We start from the raw sequence: 23882 nt of genomic DNA, 5'->3' as shown, positions 1-23882 counted from the left end.
TAATAGGGTAAGCTATCAATAAAATTAAATAACTTATTTAACAACACAAATTTATGAAAAATTTAGCTCAAGGAAGTTATAATTCAGCTTTAGAAACAGTTAAAAACCTTAAGAAAAAGTTTGGAAGCAACTGGAATGCTATAAGTCCAGAGAATGCAGCAAGAATGGTAACTCAAAACCGATTTAAAACAGGTTTGGATATTGCAAAATACACAGCTGCTATTATGCGTAAAGATATGGCTGAGTATGATGCTAATACATCAAATTATACACAATCGTTAGGGTGTTGGCATGGATTTGTTGCACAACAAAAAATGATTGCTGTAAAAAAGCATCATAAAACAACAAGCAAACGTTACTTGTATCTTTCTGGGTGGATGGTGGCTGCATTGCGATCGGAATTTGGGCCGTTGCCAGACCAGTCAATGCATGAAAAAACTGCTGTACCTGCTTTGATAAAAGAGATTTATGATTTTTTAAGACAGGCAGATGCTGTTGAACTAAATGATTTATTTAAACGATTGGAAAACGGGGAAGATGTACAAAATCAGATAGATAATTTTGAAACACATATAGTACCAATTATAGCTGATATTGATGCAGGTTTTGGTAATGAAGAAGCAACTTATTTATTGGCTAAAAAAATGATACAAGCAGGAGCTTGTGCTATTCAAATAGAAAATCAAGTTTCTGATGCTAAACAATGTGGACATCAGGACGGAAAGGTAACGGTACCGCATGAAGATTTTATAGCAAAATTGAATGCTATTCGATACGCATTTTTAGAGTTAGGGGTAGAAGATGGAATTATTGTCGCTAGAACAGATTCGGAAGGAGCTGGTTTAACGCAAAAATTACCAGTAAGTCAGGAGCCAGGAGATTTAGCCTCTCAATACTTAGCATTTGTTGAAGCTGAAGAAATAGCTATTGAAAATGCAAAGGAAGACGATGTTTTACTTAAAAGAGATGGAAAGTTAGTACGTCCGGTTAGATTGTCTAACGGATTATATAAATTCAAAGAAGGTTCTAATATCGATAGAGTTGTGTTGGATTGTATTGTTAGTTTGAAAAATGGTGCAGATTTATTATGGATTGAAACACCAACGCCAAATGTTAGTCAAATAGCACATATGGTAAATAGAGTAAAAGAAGTAGTGCCAAATGCCAAATTGGTTTATAATAATTCACCATCATTTAATTGGACATTAAACTTCCGTAATCAGGTTTACGATACGATGCTTATAGAAGGTGAAGATGTGTCTATGTACGATAGAAATAATTTAATGGATGCTATATATGACGGTTCTGAATTATGTTTAAGAGCCGATGAGAAAATTAAAACTTTTCAAGCAGATGCAGCTAAAGAAGCTGGAGTATTCCATCATTTAATAACCTTACCAACGTATCATACTACAGCACTTCATATGAACGATTTAACCGAAGGCTATTTTGGAGAAGAAGGCATGCTGTCTTATGTAAAAGAAGTACAACGAAAAGAAATAAGAAAAGGAGTTTCTTGTGTAAAGCATCAAAGAATGGCTGGTTCTGATTTAGGTGATGATCATAAAACTTTCTTTGCTGGTGATAAGGCTTTAAAAGCTGGAGGAGCAAAAAATACTTCTAACCAGTTTGAATCCAACAAACAAATTTCTACACAAGTAGTAGCAGAGTTGGAAGTGTAAAGTAATTATTAGTAGGCAAGTTTCCCGTTTATGTGGTTTGTAAAAGGTTGTTTGTTTGCATAGCGGGAAACTTTATAAAAGCATAAATTTATAGTTAGCGGTTTATAAATTTTATTTTGAAGTAAAAACTCCAGCTCAATGCTGGAGTTTTTTATTTATTTTGTTTTTAATTCCATTTTAATATCACTTCTTATGTACGGTGAGTTTTCTTCAACTGGAATTTCAATAAAACCATATTTTCTATAAATATAAATAGCGTTTTCTAATTTAGTATTAGAGTATAATACCAGTTTGTCAAATTCATTCTCTTTGGCAAAATTGATACATTGTTGCATTAATTTCTGACCAATTTTAAAACCTCTATGTTTAGGTGAAACCGCCATTTTTGTAAGCTCGTAAACGTTCTCTTCCTTCATAGGCATCAGTGCTACAGTACCTACTATTTCGTTATCTAATTTTGCAAAAAAGATATGTCCACCTTTATCAATAATATATTTATCAGGATTACTTAAAACTTCTTCATCATAAGGTTCAACGTAAAAAAATGTTTTAAGCCATTCAATATTTAAATCATAAAAATGAACAGCATATTCCTTTTTGAATTCTTCAATTTGTAGGTTGTGTTTTTTTATTGTATTCATTTGTATATGTTCTATAATAGCTTTGCTAAAAGCTTTTTTGTTAAATTTTTCTTCTAAAATGTTTAAATGCTCTACTAAAGAATTAGAGCTAATAGTTGTGTAGTCTTTTATAATTTGTTCTATACTATTCCATATTGGAGTAACATTCTTTACTAGGTTTTTACCTTTTTCAGAAAGAAATATTACTTTTTTCCGCTTGTCTATTTTATCCTCTTTTAAAACTATGAGTTCTTTTTTTAGTAGCTTGTTTATTACTTGTGTTGTTGCTGGTTGTGATATTAGTAGACTGTTAGTTATTTCGGAATTGGTAACTCCTTTCTTATTCTTTATGATTTTAAAAGTAGGGAAGAGGTAAGGATCAAAATCAATATTATACCTGTCATATACCAATTGGGTTTCTCTCATCATATATTCACTTACTCTCTTTAATCGAGAGCCCATTCCTATTTCACCAAAACCTTTTAATGCGTCCATAATATTTAAAAATAACTATTTATATAAGTACTTATGCAAATATACAAATATTTATAAATAATTTAATAATAAGGCAATAGCAAATATATACCTAGAAAATATATTCCATGGTAAATAAAAATATTTTTTATATCTTTGTAAAGAATTTAAAACCAAATTATAATGAAAAGAGACAAAATTATTTATTATGTAGCAACAGGATTATTAAGTTTATTAATGTTGTTTTCTGCTGGAATGTACTTTTTTAACAATGCTGAAGTATCAAAAATGTATGAAGCATTCGGTTATCCAACCTATATTATTTATCCATATGGAATAGCTAAGATTTTAGGATTAGTAGCTATATGGTTTTTAAGAGATACATTTTTGAAAGAATGGGCATACGCTGGTTTTTTCTTTGCTTTTATACTTGCATTTTTTGCGCATGTTATGATAAGTGATGGACAACAAATGGGAGCAGTTATGGCTATGGCTTTATTAGTAATTTCATATATATATAATAAAAAGATAAATGCCTAAAAATATCACTTCAGAAGTTAAACTAACCAATCGTAATTATTTAGCAGAAGCAAAAATGAGAAATCATTTTGTAATGATAGATGAACCGGTTAATAAAGGAGGAGACGATAATGCTCCAACACCAGTAGAGTATTTGTTAACAGCAATAGGAGGTTGTGTGTCTATGACATTACGTATGTATGCTGAAAAGAAAAATTGGGATTTAGGTGAGATTACTGTTAAAGTAAGTCAAAAACAGGCATTAACTTCTGAAGGAATAAAAAAATCGTTAGTAGAGGAAATCTCTTTTGAAAAAGAAGTAACCGAAGAACAACGAGAAAAATTATTGGCAATGGCAGATCAATGCCCTATTGCTAAAATGATAAAAGGAGAAACAGAAATAAGTAGTAAAATAATATAACAAGATGAAAAAAATAGCAGCATTTGCAGGTAGTACAAGTACTACATCAATTAACAAACAATTAGCAACTTATGCAGCAAGTCAATTAGAGAATGTATCTTTTGATGTATTAGATTTAAACGATTACAAGACACCCGTTTTTAGTGAAGATATAGAAAGAGATGAAGAATATCCAGAAGGAGCAGCTAAGTTTAATGAAGCTTTAGATAAATATGATGGATTTATAGTTTCTTTAGCTGAACATAACGGATCGTATTCAGCAGCATTTAAAAATATTTTCGACTGGGCTTCAAGAAAAGATAGGAAAGTATTTAGAGACAAACCAGTTTTAGTAATGGCAGCATCACCAGGAGGTAGAGGAGGCGCAGGAGTTTTGGCTTCAGCATTAGGAACTTTTCCTCATATGGGAGCCAATGTAGCTTCGAATTTCTCATTACCAGTATTTTATGATAACTTTAAAGAGGGAAGTATTGTAAATGAAGAGTTAAATAAAAAGCTTAAAGAAGCAGTTACAACTTTCGAAAATGTAGTATAAATAAAAACATTTTAGTTATGTCTGATAAGCAAAAAGAACTAGTAAAAAAATACAGTAATGATGATATTACTGTAGTTTGGAAACCAAAAACTTGTATTCACGCTAAGAAGTGTTGGAAAGAATTAATTCAGGTTTTTGATCCAAGAAATAAACCATGGGTAAACATGGAAGGAGCAACTACAGAAAGGATTAAAAAACAAGTAGAAGCTTGTCCATCTGGAGCATTATCATACATATCAAAAGGTGAAAGTAAGGAAAAAGCATATACAGAGACTAAGATTGAAGTTTTAGCAAATGGACCATTGTTAGTGTATGGAACTTTACATATAACTAACTCAGATGGAAAATCAGAGAAAAAAAACAAAACAACAGCTTTTTGTAGATGTGGAGCTTCAAAAAATAAGCCTTATTGTGATGGAGCACATGTAAAGGAAGGTTTTATAGGATAAGGAGTAATTGTATTCTTACCAATACTACCAAATGAAATAAATGCTCTTACATTAGTTTCCTTGGAAATAAAAAGCGATTTAACTAATTTTGTACTAAGAAAGAAAAAGATGAAAATTACTTTATACGGTAGAAAAGGGCATGCACATTCAGTTGCGTTTAAAAACTTTTTAAAATCTACAGAAATAGCTTTTGATTACAAAGATGTATCAACGGATGAACAAGCCAGAGAACATAGCAAAGAGTTGTATGAAGGTACAGTTAAATACCCAACATTATTTATTAATGAAGAGGTCTATTTAACACCAATATCAGATTTGTTCAATAAGTTAATGAAGGATTTAAAATTAAGAGGGTAGATACAATGGGAGATATTTCAAAAGACATTAATTCAACATTTCCAAATAACAAAGTGAAAGCTTTTATAAATATAAAATATACAGCAAATTGGATTCTTAGTAAAGAAAATGAATTTTTCCGCCCTTATGGAATCTCTCCACAGCAGTATAATATCCTTAGAATCCTTAGAGGAGCCAAAGAACCTATAAAAGTTCAAGTTATTAAAGACAGAATGATTGAAAGAGCTCCTAATGCCACTCGATTAATGGATAAATTATGCGATAAGAAATTAATTAATCGTATGAGATGCGATCACGATAGGAGAGTCGTATTTATAAACATAACCAATCAAGGGTTAGAGTTACTTGAAACCATAGACAGTAATATTGATGTAGACTTTATTGAAAATATTACCGAAGAAGAAGCAATTCAGTTAAGCAATTTATTAGACAAAATTAGATAGGAATAAAAATATATTGAAAAGGGCAAAAAATTTATCAATATATTTTCCATGGAAAATAATTTAAATGTGATGATTTTAAAATACAAGAAACAGAAAATACCGAACAACTCTATTTACTAGGTAAATTAAAAGTAGAAGTATCATTTGAATTAAAAAAACATGAAAACATTAAAAACAATAGCGCATAAAGTAGGGAGTCCACTTGTAAGTATGGGACCAGTAAGATTAAGACAACCCATTCCAACAGAAGGAATAGATATGGTAGATCCATTTTTATTACTGCATCATTATGGACCTTATGCAATAAGTCCGTTTAATAATCCTTTTGATTTAGGACCACATCCCCATAGAGGTTTTGAACCAATAACATTATTATTTAAAGGAGAGCAATTGCATAGAGATTCTTTAGGAAACGAAATGTTAGTAAAGGCAGGAGATGTACAATGGACCACAGCAGGTAGAGGTATTATTCATGCAGAAGGACCATCAAAAGAGTTTGTAGAAAGAGGAGGGGAGTTAGAAGGAATACAATTATGGCTTAATCTTCCAGCAGCAAAAAAAATGATGCCTGCAAATTATCAACATTTAAAAAGTGAAGATATTCCTGTTGTAACAAATGAAGATAAGAGTATAGAATTAAAAGTTGTAGCTGGAGAGCTTGAAGAAAAAAAAGGACTGATTAAAACCCAAACAGCAGTTAATGTGTTTACGGTTAAAACTCAAGAGAAAGGTGAAATGAATATTAGTATTCCAACATCACATAAATCCTTGGTGTATTTGTTAGATGGTGAAGTACTGATTAATGATGAAGCAACTTTAAAAAAAGGAGCAACTCAAATGCTTACTTTTCATCAAGATGGGGATAGCATACAAATAGAAGCAAAAAAGGAAAGTACTTTGTTAGTATTATCAGGAGAGCCTATAAATGAAAAAGTAGCTTCTTGGGGACCTTATGTTATGAATACTCAAACAGAGATAATGGAAGCATTACGAGATTATCAGAAAGGGAAAATGGGTTATTTGTATTAAAGTTAATGAGTTCTAGCCTTACAGAAGTAATTTTTAGTGTATAGCTTATAATATTAAAATTATATGCTATACACTTATTTTAAGGTTTGCACATTGTAAAACTTTCAAATCCATCATCGGTTTCTCCATTAAATACCTTCCAATTCAAAAGAGAGATAATTGATATAAATATCTTAATTAAAAGGAGATTTTTAATCCAAATCTCCTTTTAAATTAAATTCAATTTCAATATTATCTTTAATTAAATTGTCTTTAAGATTCTTAAAAAAGGATCCTGAATCATATATAATTCCCCACTTAGTTCTATCTATGTTAAAAGGTTTACTAATAATAGAAATTTTAGTGTTATTCTTTTTTATAGTTTTTACAGGAATTAATATACTATTTGTTTTACCTTTTAGAGTAAAATCACCTTCAATATAAGTTACATCATTTTTAATAATAAAGTTTGTTATTATAAAATTACTTGAAGGGAACTTTTTGACATCGAAAAAGTCAGGGTTTTTAAGATGTGTAACTAATTCTTTTTTTTCTTTATCATTTTTGATATCTGAATTTTCTATTGTATTCATATCAATGATAAAATTTCCTGCTGTAATTTTATTGTTTTTAAATTCTATAATTCCATTAGATAATTTAATGACTCCATCATGTCCATCTCCTACTATAGGCGTGAAACCTTTCCATTTGATGATACTATTTTTAATATCTATTTTATATTTAGCATTAATAGATGTAATCGCCGTTTCTTTTTTTGATTGATTTTTTGTTTTATTATCAACTTTTTTACACGATAAAAGTATTAATACTAATAATATGAATATCAAATTGTTTTTTTTCATCTTCTTAATTATTATGTTTTTAAATTTTAGAAAAACAAAAGTACATGCTAATTAAGTATTCGTTTAAATTATTAAGTCCTACAAAAAGGTATTAAGACTTTTTGATTGACTTTAAATACTGGTTAGGAGTGATACCTTCCATCAATTTAAAAACTCTATAAAAAGATGATTTAGAGCCAAAACCGGATTCTAAAGCCAAACCGAACAAAGACATATGTTCAACTTTTTTTGAAGAGACTAATTCTTTGAATTTTTCTATTCGAAATTGATTCATGAATTGATAAAAATTCTTGTTAGTATGAATTTTTATCAATTTGGTAAGTTCTTTTTCTTTAATGTTTAATTGTTTAGATAAAGTATAAAGATCAATATCTGCATTTAAAAATAATTGTTCTGTCTGAATTATTTCAGTTAAGTTTTTAAATTGTTCTTCAGTATTATTTTTTAGTGAAGAATCATTTACATTCACAATATTATTTTTATTATAATCAATTGTGTTTATAAAAATTTCTGGTTGAGAAAAGCCCTTGTAACCAATCCAATATATTATTAACAATGTCATTATAGAAGATATTTGAGAAAAATACATTGTTATCATTTTGTTTTGATATGTTATTATATCTTCTATACCCCAAAACAAATAAAAAAATAAGTAAGTATATACTATCGTTTTTATCCAACTTAATGTTTTATTTTCAATATTAGAATGAAAATCACCCAATTTCATTTTATGAATAGCTATTATTCTTAGTATAATTACCAAGAAAAGTATATCAAACCCACTATAAATATAATCAGACTTTATTCTGAATATAACAAATATTAAAGGTAATAATAGTAATAACATATACCTTTTTCTTATTTGATAGTTTAAAGTTTTAATTATATAGAGAAACAATAAAGGGATAGTTATAACACCTGTAGAGGGGTAGCTAAATTTATCCAGTTTAACATTATCTAAAAAAGTAGATAATACTTCCATAGATAAAGACATTAAAAAAAGTCCTAAAAAGAGATTAGCTATATTATTTTTAGATTTAGAAACAATAAAAAACAAACCAAATAAAAAAGAAGTTCCTATTGATAATATATCAATGATATTAATGTAATTAAATTCAATATTCATAAAAGTAAAAATAGTAAAATGAAGGAAAGTACATGGTCAAATATGTGGTGATAAATTTAAGTTTTTTCATGAACTATCCTTCCAATTCATAAAAGAGATAATTGATATAAAGTTATTTTAATTAATCATTTCCATTATTGAGTACTTTTCATCTTCTTTAATATATCCATCAAAAATCAAACATTGTTTTTTTGTTTTTTCATTATAGATATAAGTCAATTTCTCACCATGTAAAAAATTAAAATAAATAGAACTAAGTTCTTTCTCCGATTTAGAATCTATTAGAGATATTTTCTTTTTAGTAAATGCACACATTGCAGATGGAATAAAGCTATAATAATTTGTGTTTTTATTTGATGAAATTGGTTGAGAATATAAATCTAATATTGCATTCACACTATCATTTACTTTTGAAATATAATTGTATCTAACAACTCCTTTTTTAGGAGAGTTAATAGGTTGAATATCATAAAAACCGCAAGGATTAATTGTAATTATATATTCAATGTTCTCCTTAAACTTAAGTAAACTTAAACTATATTTTTTATCATTTTTTAAGCATACTAATGTATCATAGTCCGTTTTATTAATTTCTATTTTATGTTTTTCTTTATTGGGAATAATTTTTAGCCCATTTATAATGAAATTTATTTTATGATTTTTCAAATATTTAGTTTTAAAACTAATAATAGCTTCAGTTGATTGACTATATGTATTTGAATTTATTAGTAATAATAACAGTAAGAAAATAGAGAGAGTATGGTTTTTAAATGTCATTTTAGAGTTTGTTATAGCACAGTTATAACGAATATACTTAAAAGTTAATTGTCTTTTTGTCTTATAAAAAATTGTATCTTGCAATTTATTATGCATGCATAGTAAATTTAAAACTTCAAATATGTCAAATCTTAAAGATATCTTAGGGGTTAAGCACCCAATAATTATGGCACCAATGTTTTTAGTGTCAAATACTAAAATGGTTATTGAAGGAATGAAAGCAGGAGTAGCTGGTTGTATCCCTGCATTGAATTATAGAACTTTAGAAGAACTAAGAGCAGCAATTAAAGAACTAAAAGAGCATAAAGTAGAAGGAGGTTCTTTTGGTTTTAATTTAATTGTGAATAAATCTAATGTTAAATATAAAGCACAATTAGAAGTACTGTGTGAAGAAGGAGTAGATTTTATTATAACTTCTTTGGGAAGTCCAGAAGAAACGATTAGAGAAGCACATAAAAAAGGAATCAAAGTATTTTGTGACGTTACCGATTTAAAGTTTGCAAAAAAAGTAGAGTCGTTAAAAGCGGATGCTTTAATTGCTGTAAATAATGAAGCAGGAGGACACAGAGGTAATTTTACTCCTAAAGAGTTAATAGAAGAGTTAACAAGTAACTGTAATATACCAGTTATTTCAGCCGGAGGGGTAGGGAATAAAGCACAATTAGAAGAAATGTTGTCTTATGGTGCTATAGGTGTATCAGTTGGAAGTCCTTTTATTGCGTCTATAGAATCTGATGTAACCAAAGAATATAAGGAAGCTTGTGTTACTTATGGAGAAAAAGACATTATAATGACAAAAAGAATTTCTGGAACACCATGTACAGTAATTAATACTCCTTATGTACAAAAAATTGGTACAGAAGAAAGTTGGTTAGAAAAGATTTTGAATAAAAATAGAAAATTGAAAAAGTGGGTAAAAATGATCCGTTTTTCAATAGGAATGAAAGCTACTGAAAAGGCAGCCATGAAAGCTACTTATAAAACTGTATGGGTAGCTGGACCAAGTATAGAGCATACCAAAGATGTTTTACCAGTTAATCAGATAGTAGCTAAATTTATTTAATCATTTATTTAGAAAAATAATAAATATTAGAATAAGGCAGTCATAAAATGGCTGCCTTATTTATTTTTTAAGAAAATTAATGTATTTTGCATTTATTATGCATGCATAATAAATTTCAACTAAAACTATCAAAACAATGACAAAGTATAAACATATTTTCGAGCCCCTAGACTTAGGTTTTACTACTATTAAAAATAGAATTTTAATGGGATCTATGCATACTGGTTTAGAAGAAGAAAAAAATGGTATTGAAAAAATAGCTGCTTATTATGCAGAACGAGCAAAAGGAGGAGTAGGATTGATAGTTTCTGGAGGAATTGCACCTAATATTCAAGGGTGGACTGCGCCTTTCTCTGCAAGAATGAGTACTAAAAAGCATGCCAGAGAACATAAAAAAATTGCAGAAGCGGTACATAAAGAAGGTGGTAAAATATGTATGCAAATTTTACATTCTGGACGTTATGGATATCACCCAATTAGTGTAGCTCCTTCAAAAATCCAAGCACCTATAAATCCTTTTAAACCATTTGCCTTAAAGCAGTCTGGTATTAGAAGAACTGTAAAAGATTTTGTGAACTGTGCAAAGTTATCTCAAGAAGCTGGATATGATGGAGTAGAAATAATGGGGTCTGAAGGATATTTAATTAATCAGTTCATTGTTAAAAGAACAAATAAAAGAACTGATAATTATGGAGGAGATTATGAAAATAGAATCCGTTTAGCTGTTGAAATAGTTCAAAAAACAAGAGAAGCAGTAGGAGAAAACTTTATTATTATTTATCGTTTGTCAATGCTAGACCTTGTTGAACAAGGAAGTTCTTGGGAAGAGGTAGTTCAGTTAGGAAAAGAAATAGAAAAAGCGGGAGCTACTATTATAAATACAGGAATTGGTTGGCACGAAGCTAGAATCCCAACTATAGCCACATCGGTACCTAGAGCAGCATTTACTTGGGTTACTCAAAAAATGAAAGAAGAATTGTCAATTCCATTAGTAACTTCTAATAGAATTAACATGCCTGAAACTGCAGAAAAGGTATTAAAAGAAGGACACGCAGATATGATTTCTATGGCACGCCCATTTTTAGCAGATTCAGAATGGGTAAATAAAGCAAAAGAAGAAAGAGAAGATGAAATAAATACTTGTATCGCTTGTAATCAGGCTTGTTTAGATCACGCTTTTCAAAAGAAAGTAGCTAGCTGTTTGGTAAACCCAAGGGCATGTCATGAAACAGAATTAAATTACATTCCAACTGAAAATAAAAAGAAAATAGCTGTTGTAGGAGCAGGACCAGCAGGTTTAGCGGCAGCTACTGTTGCAGCTCAGAGAGGTCATGAAGTAACTCTTTATGATGCTGATAAAGAAACAGGAGGGCAGTTTAATATTGCCAAACAAATTCCTGGAAAGGAAGAGTTTTATGAAACTATTCGTTATTTCAACAAACAAATAGAGCTACACAATGTAAATCTACAATTAAATACAAGAGTTAATGCTGAAGATTTAGCCCAAGGAAACTTTGATGAGGTTATCTTAGCTACAGGTATTACTCCTCGTACACCACGTATTGATGGAATTGATCATAAAAAAGTATTGAGCTATATCGATGTTATCAAACTTAAAAAAGAAGTAGGTAAAAAGGTTGCTGTTATTGGAGCAGGAGGAATTGGTTTTGATGTATCTGAATATTTAGCTCATGAAGGTGAAAGTACTTCACAAAACATAGATGCATGGTTACAAGAATGGGGAATTGATAAATCTTTAAAAGCACGCGCAGGAATAGAAGGAATACAACCAGATTTTCACCCATCTCCAAGAGAAATATTTATGCTAAAGCGTAGTAAAGGTAAGTTTGGTGGTAAATTAGGGAAAACTACAGGTTGGATTCATAGAGCTGTATTAAAAAAGAAAAAAGTACAGTTTATTAATGAAGTTCAATACACAAAAATAGATGATAAAGGTCTTCACTATACACAAAATGAAGAACAAAAAGTATTAGAAGTAGATAATATTATTATTTGTGCAGGGCAATTACCTTTCAAAGAATTATTAGAGCCATTAGAAGCTAAAGGAATTAAAACACATGTAATTGGTGGGGCTGATGTGGCAGCAGAATTGGATGCTAAAAGAGCAATAGACCAAGGAAGTAGATTAGCTGCGAAAATTTAATTATTTCACCATTTTTACAGAATTGATATTACCATGTCCATCAAATTCTTTTACAGGGTTTGATGGATCTACTTTCCAATTTCCATCTACTATAAATTTATAATGATGTTTTCCAGATGGTAGTTTTGTTGAATATGTCCAACCATTCTTTACTCTTTTCATTTTTAAAGAATGTTCAGACCAATCATTAAAAGATCCAGTTAAAAATACTTCTTTAGCGTCTTCATAACCATATAAAAAGAATTTTACCTTAACAGAAATATCAATTATAGAATTGTATTCTCCAAATTCATTAGGAACTTTCATAGGGTTAATTGGATCCTCAATCCAAGCACCATCAACAATAAATCGGTATTCATATTTATCAGGGTTTAATTGAAGTGTTAGCTCCCAACCATTATCGGTTTTTTCCATTTCAAAAAGTTGTTTGTTCCATTTATTAAAAGAACCAGTAACAATTACTTTTTTAGCATTTTCAAAACCTTTAAGTCTAAATTTAGCATTTCCATTTTTACTAGGATAGGCACTATACATTTTTAAATTATAGGTATAGTAATTCATGAAACCATCTCTAGCAGGAGTAATATTGCTTATGTTTTCAGAGGGTTCAGCCCAAATGCGATTATTTATAACAAATTTGAATTCCCAGTCAAATTCATCTTTAAAATCAGTAATTCTTTTTCTTAATTCATATATGTTTTTGGAAACCTTAGTCATTTTCCAACTGTCTCTAGACCATGAATTAAAATTACCAGAAACAACAACGTTTTTTATATCAAAATCATCAAAATCCAGCTTCTCTTTGGTACGTTCATTGGTAGCTTTTGTATAGTCTCTTTTATCAAATGTAAAAACAACATAATCTCCTTCTATTTTATAACCTTTTATTGCTTTTTTCTGAGAAAAAACGTTGAGGTTACTAAAACAAATTAGGAATAAAGTTATTTTTAATAAATGCTTCATGCTATACTATAAATATAATCAAGTGATTTTTTTTAAGAGGTAAAAACTATCTTATAAGTGGGTAATTAATAAAATAAAGTTTCTCCTTTTTATAATTGATTATAACCCTTTTTTGTGCAAAAAAGTCATGTCCTAATATACCATCTAAATTTGTGCCAAAGGCTTTGTTCATATTATGAAGGCTGGTGAGCATGGTTTTCATAGGTCCAAAATATGTTTTATCACTAAGTTTTATTCGGAATAAATCTCCGTACATAACTTCAATTTTTCTTTTGCTTGCCCCCACAAGTTTTACACGTTTTTTAGGATAAAAATGCTTTAAAACTTTTTTGTTAATTCTTTTATGCAACTGATTAAATTCGGCACCAGTATCTAAACCAAATTTTATTTTCTGTTTACCAATATAACCATTTAAAACAATAGTGTGTTTTTCTAATTTAAAGTCAACAGTATCAACTATCTTTTCCAGATATACATTTTTATTTAAAGTATTTCCTGATGAATCTATTTTGGTAAGCGTAATTTGATTCAGGTATAGATCGATAAAAACTTCATAATCTTTTAAAATACTGTAACCAATGATTCCTAATAGTTTAATTTTTTTACTTTTTTCTATGTGAGATAAATCAATAATATCAGATTTCTTATTATGAAGAGTAAACTCTTTTAATGATAGTTTTTTTATTTTTTTTTCAAAAAGGTTATCTACATTATTAATAACTCCTGTTGTAGTTTTTTTTTCTTTTTGAAAAGGATAAGTTTTAAAATGCGCTTTGTTCAAAATCATGGTTTCAGAACCAGTATCAATAATAAAATTCCCTTTTTTATCTTTTATGTTACCTTCAATAACAATAAGTCTATCAACTAATTTAAAAGGAATTCGAGTAGAATATTCATTTATAACTTTTGCGTTCTTAAAATGAATAGGAACAGAATTGATGATGATTTCATTGTCATTTGTAGCGTAGGAAAACTTAATAACTGATAAAAAGAATAATATGTACAATATGTTACGCATATTATAAAGACGCATTTTTGAAGACTAAGTTACATTTTTTCCAAAAATAGAAATATAAAAGATATGATAAATTTAAACCTGTAATGAATAATAAGGTTTTTGCTCTAAAACTTAATATTGTCAAATCTAAATAAATACCGATATTTGTAGTTCACATTTTTTGTAAAAAGTAAATTATGTCAATGAATAAAAACACAGTCCTAGGTTGGGCAACGCTTATAATGGTTTTAATGGGTATTTTATTAGTAGCATTAGCTGTATTTAAATACGATGAAATAGCAGGATATGGTTTTGGAGCTGTAGGTCTAGGTTTTTTTGCAAATGCTTGGGTGTTTAACGCCCTTAAAGGAAGAGTTTAAATAATAAAAAATAGCAATTAAATGTCAGACGATAAGAAAGTAATTTTTTCAATGAATAAGGTCTCTAAGACCTATCAAAGTACCGGTAAACAAGTTTTAAAAGATATTTATTTAAGCTTTTTTTATGGAGCTAAAATTGGTATTCTAGGACTTAATGGATCTGGTAAATCAACATTGTTAAAAATAATAGCTGGAGTAGAAAAAAATTTCCAAGGAGATGTAACTTTTTCACCAGGATATAAAGTTGGTTATTTAGAGCAAGAACCACAATTAGATGATGATAAAACAGTTTTAGAAGTTGTAAAAGAAGGAGTTGCAGAAACGGTAGCTGTTTTAGATGAGTATAACAAAATCAACGATATGTTTGGTTTAGAAGAAGTATACTCTGATGCTGATAAAATGGAGAAGCTAATGGCAAGACAAGCTGAACTTCAAGATAAAATTGATGCTTCTAATGCTTGGGAATTAGACACTAAGTTAGAAATAGCAATGGATGCTTTACGTACACCAGATTCTGATAAGAAGATTGGAGTATTATCAGGAGGAGAGCGCCGTAGAGTTGCATTATGTAGATTGTTATTACAAGAGCCTGAAATATTATTATTAGATGAGCCTACCAACCACTTAGATGCTGAATCTGTACACTGGTTAGAGCATCATTTAGCACAATACAAAGGAACTGTTATTGCTGTAACACACGATAGATATTTCTTAGATAATGTTGCAGGATGGATTTTAGAATTAGACAGAGGAGAGGGAATTCCTTGGAAAGGAAATTACTCGTCTTGGTTAGATCAAAAATCGAAAAGATTAGCTCAAGAAAGTAAAACAGCTTCTAAACGTCAAAAAACATTAGAACGAGAGTTAGATTGGGTAAGACAAGGAGCAAAAGGTCGTCAAACAAAGCAAAAAGCACGTTTGAAGAACTATGAGAAATTAATGAGTCAAGACCAAAAGCAAACTGAGGAAAAATTAGAGATTTACATCCCTAATGGGCCTCGTTTAGGAACAAATGTTATTGAAGCAACTGGTGTTTCAAAAGCTTTTGGTGATAAATTATTATATGAAAACTTAGAATTCAATCTTCCACAAGCAGGAATTGTTGGTATTATTGGACCAAATGGTGCTGGTAAGACTACAATTTTTAAAATGATTATGGGAGAAGAAGCTCCAGATTCTGGAAGTTTTAAAGTAGGAGAGACAGCAAAAATTGCTTATGTAGATCAATCGCATTCAAATATAGACCCAGAAAAATCTATTTGGGAAAATTTCTCTGAAGGTCAAGATTTAGTAATGATGGGAGGAAAACAAGTAAACTCTCGTGCATATTTAAGTCGTTTTAATTTTGGAGGTAGCGAACAAAACAAGAAAGTAAGTACACTTTCTGGTGGAGAACGTAACCGTTTGCATTTAGCAATGACTTTAAAGGAAGAGGGTAATGTTTTACTATTAGATGAGCCTACGAACGATTTAGATGTAAATACTTTAAGAGCCTTAGAGGAAGGTTTAGAAAACTTTGCAGGTTGTGCTGTGGTAATTTCTCACGATAGATGGTTCTTAGATAGAATTTGTACACATATCTTAGCTTTTGAAGGAGATAGTCAAGTGTATTTCTTTGAAGGTTCTTTCTCAGATTATGAAGAGAATAAGAAGAAACGTTTAGGTGGTGATTTAATGCCGAAACGTATTAAATATAAAAAGTTAATTAGATAATTAATTTTATAACATTCTTTATAAAAATAAAAACTCGAAGTTAGCATACTTCGAGTTTTTTTCTTTCCTTTTCATTTAACAATTCTCCCATCAATAAAAACTGTGTAGTAGATAGTTTCTCATAGTTTGTGATTAAAAAGTTAAAGCAATGTTAAAAACAATTATCGTGCCGAAATTGTAAATTTTTAACAGATTTATTGCTAAGGTTAAAAATATTTTAAAATGAGTTTGTTAAATATTTAATAATTAAGGAACTATTAAGAATAATTAGAACTTTATAATATTAATTTATTAATCTTTTCAAAAAAGTTTTTTTTATAAGTATCTCCTATAGGTAAGTTTTTACCGTTGGTTAAGTATACAGAAAGAGAATCTGTTTTTGCTATGTGTTGAATAGCAACAATATAAGATTTGTGAATTTTTATAAAGCTTTTAGAAGATAGTTCAGTATCAAAATGTTTTAAAGTACTATAGGTAATAATTTCTTTATTTTCTAAATGAAGTGATACATAATTTTTTAAACTTTCAATATAGAGAATTTCGTTTGTATACACTTTTTCAAAATTATTTTTACCATCCGTTTTTATAAAAATAAATTCATCGCTTTTACTAATAGGTTTAATATCTTCTTTAGGCTTTACCTTTAAAATAGCGTTATAAAAACGTTCAAATTCAAAAGGTTTTAAAAGGTAGTCAATAGCATTGAGCTCATAACTTTCAATAGCAAATTGAGGATAAGCAGTAGTAAAAATTACGTTAACCTTATCTTTTATAATTTTAGAAAGTTGAATTCCTGTAATGGTTGGCATTTGAATATCTAAGAATACCAAATCTAAGGCTTCTTTTTCAATAATACTGATAGCTTCTATAGGGTCTGTTGTAGATCCAACTAGTTCTAAAAAAGATACTTTTTTTACATAAGATTCTAATAATCTTATCGCCGGAGCTTCATCATCTACAATTAAACATTTTAAAGTATTCATAAGTTAGTTGGCTTTGATTGGTATTTTTAAATATGTAGTATACGTATTATTAAACTCTTTATGTTCAAAGATGAATTCTTTATCAAAAAGTAACTCTAATCGTTTTTTTAAGTTTTCTCTTCCAATTCCTGTACTGCTGTAGTTTTTAACAGTAGAAATTTTATTTTGTGTTTTGAGCTCTAAAGAATCTACATTAATTGTAATAGAAATATTAGCTGGGTTGCTTTTATCATTGATGATACCATGTTTACAAATATTTTCAATAAAATGAACCAAAACCAAAGAAGGTATTTGTTGTTCTGCTACATTCCCTTTTATAGATAGATTTAGAAACAAGTTATTTTCAAACCTTTTTTCATAAAAATAAATATAATCCTTAATAAACTTTATTTCTCTTTTTAAAGGCATGTAATCTTTTTGAGCTTCATAAGTAAGGTATCGTAATAGTTCAGAAAGTTTGTAAATTCCTTTAGCAGTTTCTGGTTGGGTATCTGCCAATTCAGAATAGAAAACATTTAAAGTATTAAATAGAAAATGAGGTTCTAATTGTGTTTTTAAAGCATCTAATTCTGCTTGTTGATGCTCTAGTTTAAGTTCGTGAATTTTGTTTTTATTCTCAAGAAAACGGAATAACAAAAAAATGAAAGTACTGAATAAAATTATCTGTAAACTATAATAAGAATTGTCAAAAACATAATACCAAAAGGTTCTGGTACTTTCATGATAATTATGAAATCCAGCAATATTGTATACTATTATTTCTTCTAATAAATAGCGAATCCCAGCAAAAATGAAAAACAGAGATATTTGCCCTAAAATAAAATAGGCAAGATTGTTTTTAGCTAAGGTTTTAGGACAAATAATACCAACATTAATAGCATAAACACTAAAAAACGTCATGTAGAAAGTAGTTTTTAAAATAATTCCTACAATATTATATTTTTCTATAAAGTTTGTGTGTCCACCAGTAATATAACTTCTAAAAAGATCCATTCCAACAATAATGAATCCAAGAATAAAGTGATATTTAAAAGTTTTTTTTAATTCCATAGTTCAAAAGTAGCTATAAAGGTAACTTTCTTTTTCTTTTTAAGATGTAGTTTCTGTTTTTTAGGACAAACTAGTAAAACTACACAACGAAATTTATGATGTAATTTTTTGATGGGTTGATACGGTACACACTAGTGTTGGTTGAAATTAGAGTTTTTAGCTAGCCTTAGTAAATACTTTTGGAGTATCGAATTCAAAACTATAGAATCATGAAAACTAGAATTTTATTTATCGTTTTATTTATAACAAGTGTTGTATTTGCTCAAAAAACTCAAATAGATGAACATTTTAAAAATATAAAATCATCAGATTTATTAATCTTAGGATCATTTCATTTCGCAAATCCACAATTAGATAGTTATAAACCAAAATATACTGTCGATATTTTTTCAGAGAAACGTCAAAAGGAATTAAGAGAGTTACTCAATGTTATTAAAAAATACGGACCTACTAAGATTGGAGTAGAATGGAAAGCAACCAATCAGAAAAAGTTAGATTCCTTATACAATGCCTATTTGGAAGGAAAGTTTAGACTAAAATCAAATGAAATATATCAAGTGGCTTTCAGATTAGGAAAGGAGTTAGGACACAAAAAACTCTATGCTGTTGATGCTCCGTCAAGAAACTTTAAAAGTGGTTTAACTCAAAAAGAATTTAAAGCTAAGAAGAACTACTATGCTCAAAAAGCAGGAATGGAAATGATTAAAAGAGAAATGAATATTAATGATACTTATTTTAGTTTATATGAAAAAGGAGATAAGTTAAAAACAGAAATGTCATTAGTAGAGTATTTTAAAATAATGAATAATCCTGACGTAGTAAGTCATAACCACGGACATTATTTAATAGGTGAATTTAAAATGGGTGAAGCTGAGAAAGGAGATTATTTTGGAGCAGATAATTCGATTTGGTGGTACAGTAGAAATCTAAGGATTTTTCAAAATATTCTAAATATGAACAAAGCAGGAGAGGATAAAGTATTTGTTTTAATGGGAGCTGGACATTTATCAATTCTGAATTTCTTAGCAAAATCGTCGGTAGATTTTAATTTAAAAAACTTTGAAGAAATAACTAAACTATAATTAAAAATAAAATGATAAGAATATATTTAATACTTATAATAACAATTTTGTCAACTGTTTCATGCGCTAAACAAAAGACAAACGAAGAAAAAGAAAATAAGGTTTCAGAAGTAAAAAAAGAAATAAATTCTGATTTAAAGAAAATACCAATTTTAAATTTTGGAACTTTTCACATGGGGCAAACTTCTGATGCCACTAAAACTGAGTTTGACGAACATGATAAAAAAAATCAACAAGAAGTTCATAAAATAGCAGCTATGCTTGCTGAATTTAAGCCAACAGTTATTATTGTAGAAACTCCGCTAACATATAATGAAAAACTCCAAACTCTATATAAGCAATACATAGCAAATCCTGAAATGGAATTTAAAAAGCCAGATGAAGTCGAATTATTAGCTTATGAATTAGGAAGGCTATCTAATACAAAACGAATTTACGGAATAGATTACAGGATGGGATATAATTATAACATTGGAAGTGAAATTAACAATGAAATAGATCCTGTTTGGCATGATAAGTTTTATAAAAATCGATTAAAATTTTACCCAGAAGTTAATTATGATGAAAACAAACTAAATCTTTTAGATAAATTAAAACAAACAAACCACGATAGATTTCTAGATTTTTTAATAACTGTAAATGCAGATATGTTAACCCATGTGGGGACTAAAGATAATTTTGAAGGAGCAGATGAAGCAGCAAAATATTATCAAAGAAATTTAAGAATGTATTCAAATTTAAATAGAATTGAACTTACAGAAAATGACCGTGTATTTATATTGATGGGAGCAAGTCATACAGCTTTTTTTAGAGATTTTATAAGCAGAAGTCCAAAATATGTAATGGTGAATACTTTCGATTATTTAAAATAAATTATTCAAGCAAATAGAAACCTCACCAAATAGGTGAGGTTTTTATACTTTTATAATAGGTAATCTTTAACTATGATAAGCAGCATTATGTTCTAAGTCTGCTGCGCAACTTCTACATTTACCGGCTGCATCTTCACCGCCAGCACAACCATTTTTACATTTATAATGATACTCGCCATTAGCATTTGGACCAGAGGCTGGTTTTGTTACAGGCGTTGACATTGGCGAACTAGAAGTGCTCGCTGGTTTATTATGAAAAGCTTGGTTATGAGCTAATGCTGAATTACATACTGGACAAACTCCTTTTTCACTTGAAGTTCCTCCTTTACATCTTTTAGGACATATATAATGCGCGCCTCCTACAACACCACCTCCTAACATATTGTTATTTGGAAGAGTAGGTATAGGTCGTTCATTAAATGGAAGGCTTAAAGGATGTACAGGTGTTTTCTTTTCTTCTTTTTTACAAGAAGAAAAACAGGTCATTAATAAAACTACGAATAGTGGGAAAAATTTTTTCATGTCCAAAGATAAAAAAACCTCACCAAAACGGTGAGGTTTTATCTTTTCTTATTGTTTTTTAACATATTCGAAAATAGGATCTATTCCTTTTTTAAAATCATCATATTGTGTTCTTATAAGAACATCGGGAGTAATTGTATTTTCATTTTTATCACTCAACTTGTAAAAATCTGAAGAAAAGGTAACTTTAATTCTTGAATAAGGAAGAGCAAATGATTTAATATTTCCATAATGATTTGGTTTTCCTCCAGTTTCTTCACCAATTATAATTGCATTAGTGTTATTTTTAAAATCAACAGTATTAAAAATAGCTGATGAAAAAGTATCATTACCTACTACGACAAAAAGTTTTCCTTTCTGATTGATCTTTTTATTATTAGCAATTTCTTTAATTAAGTTTTCAGCTAAATAAGAACTACCACCTTTGTTAAATCTCATATCAAAAATAAGTTTGTCAATGTTTTTATTTTCATTTAGTTCTTTTAAAACTTTAGTTTCAAATTTTTTAAAAGAAGGAAATCTGTAGGCAAATTCTTTTTTTCCGTATTTTTCTACAGTTTCTCTACTAACACATTTATTATATTGAACGAAATAAATTTTTTCTTCAGGAAAATATTTCTCTTTAAAAATTTTACGACTACCATTCATATAAAATGGTTTTTGAGCATTAACTCTCATGTAAATTTTATTTCTATATCTTTTCGTAGGAATATCTACCTCTTTAAGTTTATAATTGGTTATTTTACCTGATTGATCGGTTAATTTTAAATTGTAAATACTATCGTTAGGTTTAGCAAAACCAAAGTGTTTTAATAAGACATGTTTAGATAATAATCTTTTACTATTTTGATTGATAACGGCTCTGTTTTCAGGGACAAATAGTGTTTTTAAGCTATCGATAATAGTCTCGATTTTGTAGTTGTTAATTGCAATTAACTTTTTGTCTAAAATTTCATAATTATCTTTTGAGGTAGCATTTATATACAATCCATCTTCAAACCAAATGAGGCCTAAAGGAAGTGTTTTTCTTTTTCTTAGTAGATGAGATATACTTAAGTTAGTATGAGTATCGCCTACTTTAGCAATTAACTGGGTAAGTTTTATTGAGGTTTCAATATTAGTATCTTTTTCTAAAGAATTTATTATAGATTCAATTTCTTTTTCAAAATCTTGCTTACTTATTTTAAAAAATAAGTTTTTATGTTTCTTAGCCAATTCTGTTTTTAAAAAATTTAAATCTGTTGTCCAATCTTCATTGGATATTTGTTGAGCATAAGAATAACAGCAAATAATAACCAAAAAGGAAAATAAAATTTTTTTCATAGCTTTTTTAATTGATAATTAATTTTCAAGATCAAATTAAAAATAAAAACCTCACCCAATAGGTGAGGTTTTAGTTAAAAAATATATAATCTTTTTATAGGTGAATTACTTCGTCATAAGCATCAGCTACAGCTTCCATTACTGCTTCACTCATTGTTGGGTGAGGGTGGATAGCTTTTAATACTTCGTGTCCAGTAGTTTCTAATTTACGACCTAAAACAGCTTCAGCAATCATATCAGTTACACCAGCACCAATCATATGGCATCCTAACCATTCGCCGTATTTAGCATCAAAAATTACTTTTACAAATCCGTCAGGAGTTCCAGCTGCTTTTGCTTTTCCTGAAGCAGAGAATGGGAATTTACCAACTTTTAACTCGTATCCAGCTTCTTTTGCTTTTTCTTCAGTCAAACCAACAGATGCAATTTCTGGAGTCGCATAAGTACAACCAGGAATGTTTCCATAATCGATAGCTTCTGTATGAACACCAGCAATCTTTTCAACACATGTAATTCCTTCAGCAGAAGCAACGTGTGCTAAAGCTGGACCAGGAGTAACATCACCAATAGCATAGTATCCAGGAATGTTAGTTTGGTACCAATCGTTTACTAAAATTTTATCTCTATCAGTAATAATTCCAACATCTTCTAATCCGATGTTTTCAATATTTGTTTTAATTCCAACAGCCGATAAAACGATATCTGCTTCTAAAATTTGTTCCCCTTTTTTAGTTTTAACAGTAGCTTTTACACCATCACCAGAAGTATCAACTGACTCTACAGAAGAGCTAGTCATTACTTTAATTCCAGCTTTCTTAAAAGAACGCTCCATTTGCTTAGAAACATCTTTATCTTCAACTGGTACAATGTTTGGCATAAATTCAACAACAGTAACCTCAGTTCCCATTGAATTGTAGAAGTGAGCAAACTCAACTCCAATAGCTCCAGAACCAACAACAATCATAGATTTTGGTTGTGTAGGTAAACTCATAGCTTCACGGTAACCAATTACTTTTTTACCATCTTGTGGTAAGTTTGGTAACTCACGAGAACGAGCTCCAGTAGCTATAATAATATGGTCTGCACTATATTCAGTTACTTTACCATCTTTATCAGTAACATTAACTTTTTTTCCAGGTTTAACCTTTCCAAATCCGTCAATAATATCAATTTTGTTTTTCTTCATTAAGAATTGAACACCTTTGCTCATTCCTTCAGCAACACCACGGCTACGTTTAATTACAGCATCAAAATCTTTATCGATTGCTTCTGCTTTTAATCCGTACTCATCAACATGTTTTAAATAATCATACACTTGAGCAGATTTTAATAATGCTTTCGTAGGAATACATCCCCAGTTTAAACAAATCCCACCTAAGTTTTCTTTTTCTACTACTGCAACTTTAAATCCTAATTGAGAAGCTCTAATAGCAGTTACATAACCACCAGGACCACTTCCGATTATTAATACGTCGTATTTCATGTCGTTTATTTTT

General features: G+C 29.2%; 25 protein-coding genes. 14 read left to right on the top strand and 11 right to left on the bottom strand.

Annotated elements, in window-relative coordinates; translation table 11 throughout:
- The first annotated feature begins 53 nt into the window (after positions 1 to 53).
- Positions 54 to 1682, top strand: coding sequence for an isocitrate lyase (locus MHN29_RS07055; RefSeq protein WP_235273827.1), 1629 nt, complete (start codon positions 54 to 56; stop codon positions 1680 to 1682).
- A gap of 155 nt (positions 1683 to 1837) precedes the next feature.
- Here the strand turns inward: MHN29_RS07055 and MHN29_RS18340 are convergent, their stop codons facing one another.
- Entirely contained in the window at positions 1838 to 2797 is a 960-nt protein-coding gene (locus MHN29_RS18340) for a bifunctional helix-turn-helix transcriptional regulator/GNAT family N-acetyltransferase (protein ID WP_317208019.1), read from the bottom strand.
- A gap of 162 nt (positions 2798 to 2959) precedes the next feature.
- Between MHN29_RS18340 and MHN29_RS07040 the strand changes: the two genes are divergently transcribed.
- The 7 genes from MHN29_RS07040 (at position 2960) to MHN29_RS07010 (ending at position 6529) form a co-directional block, all read left to right on the top strand.
- Positions 2960 to 3316, top strand: coding sequence for a DoxX family protein (locus MHN29_RS07040; protein WP_235273826.1), 357 nt, complete (start codon positions 2960 to 2962; stop codon positions 3314 to 3316).
- Positions 3309 to 3716 (top strand): OsmC family protein, encoded by a 408-nt coding sequence (locus MHN29_RS07035; RefSeq protein WP_235273825.1) that lies wholly within the window; start codon positions 3309 to 3311, stop codon positions 3714 to 3716. Before MHN29_RS07040 ends, MHN29_RS07035 begins: the two co-directional genes overlap by 8 nt.
- Before the next feature lie 4 nt (positions 3717 to 3720).
- Positions 3721 to 4251 carry an NADPH-dependent FMN reductase gene (locus MHN29_RS07030; RefSeq protein WP_235273824.1) on the top strand — a complete coding sequence of 177 codons (531 nt, stop codon included), beginning with the start codon at positions 3721 to 3723 and terminating at the stop codon, positions 4249 to 4251.
- A 17-nt stretch (positions 4252 to 4268) separates the two neighbouring features.
- Positions 4269 to 4700 carry a (4Fe-4S)-binding protein gene (locus tag MHN29_RS07025; RefSeq protein ID WP_150898975.1) on the top strand — a complete coding sequence of 144 codons (432 nt, stop codon included), beginning with the start codon at positions 4269 to 4271 and terminating at the stop codon, positions 4698 to 4700.
- A gap of 108 nt (positions 4701 to 4808) precedes the next feature.
- Positions 4809 to 5057, top strand: coding sequence for a glutaredoxin (locus MHN29_RS07020; protein ID WP_235273823.1), 249 nt, complete (start codon positions 4809 to 4811; stop codon positions 5055 to 5057).
- Positions 5058 to 5062: 5 nt separating this feature from the next.
- On the top strand, positions 5063 to 5500 hold the full coding sequence (locus tag MHN29_RS07015; protein WP_150898973.1) for a MarR family winged helix-turn-helix transcriptional regulator: 438 nt from the start codon (positions 5063 to 5065) through the stop codon (positions 5498 to 5500).
- Positions 5501 to 5659: 159 nt separating this feature from the next.
- On the top strand, positions 5660 to 6529 hold the full coding sequence (locus MHN29_RS07010; RefSeq protein ID WP_235273822.1) for a pirin family protein: 870 nt from the start codon (positions 5660 to 5662) through the stop codon (positions 6527 to 6529).
- 191 nt (positions 6530 to 6720) lie between these two features.
- On the opposite strand, the gene MHN29_RS07005 is transcribed toward MHN29_RS07010, so the two are convergent.
- The 3 genes from MHN29_RS07005 to MHN29_RS06995 form a co-directional block, all read right to left on the bottom strand.
- Positions 6721 to 7371, bottom strand: a complete 651-nt coding sequence (locus tag MHN29_RS07005; RefSeq protein WP_235273821.1) for a YceI family protein — start codon at positions 7369 to 7371, stop codon at positions 6721 to 6723.
- A gap of 91 nt (positions 7372 to 7462) precedes the next feature.
- Positions 7463 to 8497 carry an AraC family transcriptional regulator gene (locus MHN29_RS07000; protein ID WP_235273820.1) on the bottom strand — a complete coding sequence of 345 codons (1035 nt, stop codon included), beginning with the start codon at positions 8495 to 8497 and terminating at the stop codon, positions 7463 to 7465.
- 117 nt (positions 8498 to 8614) lie between these two features.
- Positions 8615 to 9274 (bottom strand): hypothetical protein, encoded by a 660-nt coding sequence (locus tag MHN29_RS06995; protein WP_235273819.1) that lies wholly within the window; start codon positions 9272 to 9274, stop codon positions 8615 to 8617.
- 121 nt (positions 9275 to 9395) lie between these two features.
- Between MHN29_RS06995 and MHN29_RS06990 the strand changes: the two genes are divergently transcribed.
- The gene (locus tag MHN29_RS06990) at positions 9396 to 10337 is read left to right on the top strand and encodes a nitronate monooxygenase family protein (RefSeq protein ID WP_235273818.1); all 942 of its coding nucleotides are present in this window, start codon (positions 9396 to 9398) and stop codon (positions 10335 to 10337) included.
- Positions 10338 to 10473: 136 nt separating this feature from the next.
- Positions 10474 to 12501, top strand: a complete 2028-nt coding sequence (locus MHN29_RS06985; RefSeq protein WP_235273817.1) for an NADPH-dependent 2,4-dienoyl-CoA reductase — start codon at positions 10474 to 10476, stop codon at positions 12499 to 12501.
- On the opposite strand, the gene MHN29_RS06980 is transcribed toward MHN29_RS06985, so the two are convergent.
- Positions 12502 to 13464 (bottom strand): glycogen-binding domain-containing protein, encoded by a 963-nt coding sequence (locus MHN29_RS06980; protein WP_235273816.1) that lies wholly within the window; start codon positions 13462 to 13464, stop codon positions 12502 to 12504.
- A 46-nt stretch (positions 13465 to 13510) separates the two neighbouring features.
- Positions 13511 to 14482 (bottom strand): aspartyl protease family protein, encoded by a 972-nt coding sequence (locus tag MHN29_RS06975; RefSeq protein WP_235273815.1) that lies wholly within the window; start codon positions 14480 to 14482, stop codon positions 13511 to 13513.
- 182 nt (positions 14483 to 14664) lie between these two features.
- Here MHN29_RS06975 and MHN29_RS06970 point away from each other — a divergent pair, with 182 nt between their 5' ends.
- Positions 14665 to 14841, top strand: a complete 177-nt coding sequence (locus MHN29_RS06970) for a CAL67264 family membrane protein (RefSeq protein WP_175578649.1) — start codon at positions 14665 to 14667, stop codon at positions 14839 to 14841.
- Positions 14842 to 14862: 21 nt separating this feature from the next.
- On the top strand, positions 14863 to 16554 hold the full coding sequence (ettA, locus tag MHN29_RS06965; protein ID WP_235273814.1) for an energy-dependent translational throttle protein EttA: 1692 nt from the start codon (positions 14863 to 14865) through the stop codon (positions 16552 to 16554).
- A 275-nt stretch (positions 16555 to 16829) separates the two neighbouring features.
- On the opposite strand, the gene MHN29_RS06960 is transcribed toward ettA, so the two are convergent.
- Positions 16830 to 17537: a LytTR family DNA-binding domain-containing protein gene (locus MHN29_RS06960; RefSeq protein ID WP_235273813.1), complete on the bottom strand. Its 708-nt coding sequence runs from the start codon at positions 17535 to 17537 to the stop codon at positions 16830 to 16832.
- 3 nt (positions 17538 to 17540) lie between these two features.
- On the bottom strand, positions 17541 to 18587 hold the full coding sequence (locus MHN29_RS06955) for a sensor histidine kinase (protein ID WP_235273812.1): 1047 nt from the start codon (positions 18585 to 18587) through the stop codon (positions 17541 to 17543).
- 209 nt (positions 18588 to 18796) lie between these two features.
- On the opposite strand from MHN29_RS06955, the gene MHN29_RS06950 reads away from it, so the two are divergent.
- Both MHN29_RS06950 and MHN29_RS06945 read left to right on the top strand, forming a co-directional pair.
- Positions 18797 to 19669, top strand: coding sequence for a DUF5694 domain-containing protein (locus MHN29_RS06950; protein ID WP_235273811.1), 873 nt, complete (start codon positions 18797 to 18799; stop codon positions 19667 to 19669).
- An 11-nt stretch (positions 19670 to 19680) separates the two neighbouring features.
- Positions 19681 to 20541, top strand: a complete 861-nt coding sequence (locus MHN29_RS06945) for a DUF5694 domain-containing protein (RefSeq protein WP_235273810.1) — start codon at positions 19681 to 19683, stop codon at positions 20539 to 20541.
- A 66-nt stretch (positions 20542 to 20607) separates the two neighbouring features.
- On the opposite strand, the gene MHN29_RS06940 is transcribed toward MHN29_RS06945, so the two are convergent.
- From MHN29_RS06940 to lpdA, 3 genes are all read right to left on the bottom strand, one after another.
- The gene (locus MHN29_RS06940) at positions 20608 to 21063 is read right to left on the bottom strand and encodes a heavy metal-binding domain-containing protein (RefSeq protein WP_235273809.1); all 456 of its coding nucleotides are present in this window, start codon (positions 21061 to 21063) and stop codon (positions 20608 to 20610) included.
- Between the two features lie 48 nt (positions 21064 to 21111).
- Positions 21112 to 22386, bottom strand: coding sequence for a S41 family peptidase (locus tag MHN29_RS06935; RefSeq protein ID WP_235273808.1), 1275 nt, complete (start codon positions 22384 to 22386; stop codon positions 21112 to 21114).
- Between the two features lie 94 nt (positions 22387 to 22480).
- Positions 22481 to 23869: a dihydrolipoyl dehydrogenase gene (lpdA, locus tag MHN29_RS06930; protein ID WP_235273807.1), complete on the bottom strand. Its 1389-nt coding sequence runs from the start codon at positions 23867 to 23869 to the stop codon at positions 22481 to 22483.
- Between the last annotated feature and the right edge of the window lie 13 nt (positions 23870 to 23882).

This window comes from Tenacibaculum sp. Cn5-46, from assembly GCF_022347705.1.
GTDB classification, from domain to species: Bacteria; Bacteroidota; Bacteroidia; order Flavobacteriales; family Flavobacteriaceae; genus Polaribacter; species Polaribacter aiptasiae.
Note: the sequence above shows the minus strand (reverse complement) of the source record. Positions and strands in the feature narration are given on the sequence as shown.